At 35.0% G+C, this 4,345-nt stretch carries 4 protein-coding genes and 1 pseudogene; 1 reads left to right on the top strand and 4 read right to left on the bottom strand.

The features are described from left to right. Positions 1-267 precede the first annotated feature (267 nt). Positions 268-1,161 (bottom strand): patatin-like phospholipase family protein, encoded by an 894-nt coding sequence (locus tag ACQKN2_RS25110; RefSeq protein ID WP_427417343.1) that lies wholly within the window; start codon positions 1,159-1,161, stop codon positions 268-270. 245 nt (positions 1,162-1,406) lie between these two features. Between ACQKN2_RS25110 and ACQKN2_RS25105 the strand changes: the two genes are divergently transcribed. Then, positions 1,407-1,856, top strand: coding sequence for an ASCH domain-containing protein (locus ACQKN2_RS25105; RefSeq protein WP_427417342.1), 450 nt, complete (start codon positions 1,407-1,409; stop codon positions 1,854-1,856). Between the two features lie 325 nt (positions 1,857-2,181). Here ACQKN2_RS25105 and ACQKN2_RS25100 read toward each other — a convergent pair whose 3' ends face one another. The 3 genes and pseudogenes from ACQKN2_RS25100 to ACQKN2_RS25090 all read right to left on the bottom strand — a co-directional run. After that, a complete protein-coding gene (locus ACQKN2_RS25100; RefSeq protein WP_427417341.1) occupies positions 2,182-3,207 on the bottom strand; it encodes a DUF4179 domain-containing protein in 1,026 nt (341 codons plus the stop codon). Beyond that, positions 3,200-3,733 (bottom strand): sigma-70 family RNA polymerase sigma factor, encoded by a 534-nt coding sequence (locus ACQKN2_RS25095; RefSeq protein ID WP_323651758.1) that lies wholly within the window; start codon positions 3,731-3,733, stop codon positions 3,200-3,202. The genes ACQKN2_RS25100 and ACQKN2_RS25095 overlap by 8 nt, the downstream gene beginning before the upstream one ends. Positions 3,734-3,873: 140 nt before the next feature. Next, positions 3,874-4,122: pseudogene (locus tag ACQKN2_RS25090) on the bottom strand (recombinase family protein); the annotation flags it as partial. Between the last annotated feature and the right edge of the window lie 223 nt (positions 4,123-4,345).

The raw sequence follows: 4,345 nt of genomic DNA, 5'->3' as shown, positions 1-4,345 counted from the left end.
TGATGTCCAAAATTTTGTTTCGTTCACCAACTCAAGGTTAGCTACTAAAAACTTTATTGATTACGTTTTGCTTGTTCAGTTTTCAAGGTTCATTTACAATCATTATCTCTTTGTTAAGAGCTAACTTTTATATAATAACATGTTTCACACATAATGTCAAACAGTTATTTTTTTATATTGTTCTAGTTGCATGTTCATCAGCAACTTTTATATAATATCACCTATTTCATAGAGCGTCAATAGTTTTATTCATTTTTTTTAATAGTTTTATAACTTAAATCTTGGCCACGCTTTTAAAAATTGAATAGTACGGTTTCTTCCAATTTCTAAAAGCGTTTCTTTCGTCTCTTCATCTAAATCAAATTGTGTGGCGCTATAATCATCGACAGGAATGAAAATAATATCTCTTTCATGCCGTCTTGAAATATATCTTTCATCATGAGCATCTTTCATAGTAGAAAATAAAGCTTCAAATAAATTTAATCCATTTTTAATTTCATGTGGGTGTTGCTCTTCTCTACGTCTACTCAATTTAAGCCCTATAATTGGTCGCACTTTACGTCCTTCTCTATCATCAAATACCCATAACGGAAAATTACTCAATACACCGCCATCTACAATAACTGAATCTCCTTTTCCTGTTTTTAATGTAACGGGTTCAAAGAAAAATGGTATACCACAACTCATACGTAAAGCACTGGCAACCGAAAAATTTTCCGCATCAATATGATACTTTTGTAAATCATCCGGTAACACTATCATTCTACCATTTGTTAAATCTGAGGCCACTAGCTTTAATGAATCTCTAGGTAAATCTCCGAATGTGTAAACACCTTTTGCTGCTAATTTCCGGAAAAACCATTTTTCTAATGCTTTTCCTTTATATAAACCTAAATGGTGATAAACATTAACCCACTTCATAAACGGGAATGGTAAGATTGTTTTCCTTGGATCTAATAATGAAGGTACATCCAACTCTTCTAACATAGTCTGGATTTCTTTTCCGCTATATCCTGCAGCAATAAAAGCAGCTAATATGGCCCCGGCACTCGTTCCAGCTACTCGTTTAAAGCGAAAATTTTCAGCTTCTAGTACTTGATACGCCCCAACAAGTGCAAACCCCTTCAAACCGCCACCAGAAAAAACACCATCAATCCACAAAATCCCCTCTCCTTTTTCAAGTAATCTTTACATTATAAGAATTAGTAACAACAATTAGAACTAAAAATGCAGGTTTATGTCGAATTTCAATAGCTCTTTGAAATGACAACTATTAAGTGAGCTACTCACTACTTAACACCATAGTCGTTTGAAGTGGAAGCTTCTTGCGGAATTAGATTTTTAGATTGCTTAATCTATTTATGATAGAATGTTACAAAAATAAAAGACGTAAATGGAGGAATACTATGAATCAGGCGGCTCAGGAGTACTGGAATGAATATTGGAAGAGTCAAAATCAACCTCAGTCTGTTAGTGCATGGCAATTTGGGGCAGATCCTGATTATCTCGCGCAATTGGTGATAGATGGAAGTAAAACTGCAACATGCTCAGGATATATTTTTTATGAACTGGAGAATGAACCACTGCCAACAACGGAGGATTACAGCATTATTTTAAACAGCAATGATAAACCTGTAGCAATTATTAAAACAGTAGAAGTTACGCTAACTCCTATGAATGAAGTCACTGAAGAGTTCGCTATTGCAGAAGGTGAAGGAGATAGAACCTATACATATTGGTGGGAAGCTCATGAAAAGTTCTTCAGAAATGAGTTAAACGCAATCGGACGTGAATTTTCGGAAGATATGCTCCTTGTTTGTGAGCGTTTTAAAGTGGTGGATGTGAAGAATGGGTAAAGATTCATTCTTCAGCAATCGGGCTCGATTCTTTAATAAGAATCGCTTTACTAAGTGAACTATCGGGGGCAAGAGTTTAAGATCAAGCTACCGAAGGCAAAGGTGGCCGTTCTATTTAGCTAACGGGGCAGGTTAGTGGAAGAAGGAATATGTCTTCATATAGGGGTAGCATCAGGCAAGTGCGGATTTACAACTCTAAGAAAATTTAATATAAAAAGCCGAATTCCAATGGCTATGGAATTCAGCTTTTTACGTGGCTTTTAATAAAATTCGATGTTCAATTTAGATACTTCCGCGATATGAGTAAACGAAACAAACGAGGTCATTAATTACTTTTATTTAAAGGAACGACCAACTCCAATTCCCTTATCTCTTCACTAAAGCCCTCATTGTTTGTATGACTTGGCTTGAGTGTAAATGATTTTGGTATCGTATCCATTGGAGGCAAAGTCAGTACCATATGATGACCATAGTTCCCAACAGCCATGCCTGCTTGTAGTTTCAGTTTATCATATACATGACCATTATCATCGACTACAGAGAAATCAAACCATGGCCAACTATCGTTTTCATCCATTTCAACAGGATAATCAATCGTTAGGTCTATTCTTGTTGATAGAGGTGAAAATGTTACTTTGTCGGCTGTTAATGTATAAACTTTATCAATCGTTCTAGTTGTAGCCTTTGGATAAAACTCAAACATATCGCCTTTTATTTTTTCAAGTGGGAAAGCCACCTTCAATTTCCCCTCATAGCCAAATAAATCTTCTCCATGGACCGCAACCTCAATTTTATCGCCATATTCATTATAATTAGAAAAGGTAAATTGATGATGTTCAATTATTGTTTTCGAGTTTATGTCATCTTGCCCTATTGAACCAATCGCTGGTTTAACTGGTTGTCCATTAATTGTTATATAATTAAAGCCGACAATTTCTTCTTCCATCGAAAGTTCTTTTTCTCCTGTGTAAACTACTGTTACGATTAACCGGCTGCCATCATAAGCTGCTTCTTTTACAGTCATTGTTAAGCCATTTTTACTATCTTGTTTATCAATTACTGTCGTAAGTTGATCGTGTTCGATTTTATCTGAAGCAATGTCTCTAAAGTCCTTATAAATTGGACCAATCAGGGGGATATTTGATAATGCTTCTGCCATGCCTGTTGAAACAAATCCAGAACCAAGCAAAGTTATACATAGCCCACATGCAACTAAGATTGACTGTTTTGTTGTTTTTCCTACTTTTCTTTTTTTCTTGGCTTGAAAGATTGCCGTTTTCTCCCTTGCCTTTAGCTTTTCAACAGGTACATTTATGTTGTCGATAGATCGATTGAATTTGTCTTTATTCATACAGATAGCCCTCCTTTAAAATGGGTCTTAACTCTTTTTTCGCTCTATTTAAGTGTGATTTCACGGTTCCTTCCGGGCAATCCATAATCGTAGCAATTTCCTTAATGGAAAGATCGTGGTAATACCTCAACACAATAATGGTTTTTACAGTAGGATTTAAGAATTTAAAGGCTTCTGACAAATCCATTGAATGCATGATAAAATCACCATTTTCAGAAGCGATTAATTCAGTAAAGATTTCCTCATTATCTGCAGTAAAATGGCGGGACTCTTTTCGAATAAAATCAATCGATTTAAAAACTAGAATTTTTGTAATCCAACTTGAAAAACTTTCAGGCTTCTTTAATGTTTTTATTGAAAGGTAGGCTGTGTAAATTGTTTCTTGATAGATATCTAAAGCATCTTGTTCGTTTCTAACGTATGCATAGGCTGTTCGGTACAGCTTTTGTCGAACAGAATCAATCAGTTGTTCAAATGCTTCATCATCACCCTTTTTTGCTTTTTGCACTAATTTTGCTAAATCCATTTTGATCCTCCTCTTCGTTACACAATAAAGTCGAATGAAGAAGTAAATCGGTTGCAAAATAATTAAATAAGCAACATTGCAACTTGGAATACGGAAACGATTCGAAGAATGAGAAGCCACAAGTGGAAAATTTTCAATTGTTATAGCCTACGGTAAAACGCTTCATGACTGATTCCTGTAATTGCACATATCTCCTTTACAGTTTTATCGGCAGTTTTACGTAATACAATGGCATGATTCATACCCTGATGCTTATATGTATATTTTTTACCTATTCCTCGATATTTCCCCTTTTGCTTGGCCAATTTAATTCCTGAACGTTGCTTCTCTTTAATCATTTCTCGATTTAGTTCTATATAGGCTACAATTACTATTAAAAGGAATTTCCCCTTGTTATTTGAGGGGAATTCTATAGGAATTCATTAAATTTTCTTTTGTAAAATGAACTTTTAAGTATACAAAAAACAAGAAACTATTATTTATAGCTTCTTGTTTTATTTAAATTAAAATTACCCATAAAAAAACAGCCAGCACACAGCTGACTGTTTTCATTGCCTAGCGACGTCCTACTCTCACAGGGGGAAGCCCCCAACTACCATCGGCGCTAAAGAG

It is taken from the genome of Lysinibacillus sp. NPDC093688 (genome assembly GCF_050280145.1).
GTDB classification, from domain to species: Bacteria; Bacillota; Bacilli; order Bacillales_A; family Planococcaceae; genus Lysinibacillus; species Lysinibacillus xylanilyticus_B.
Note: the sequence above shows the minus strand (reverse complement) of the source record. Positions and strands in the feature narration are given on the sequence as shown.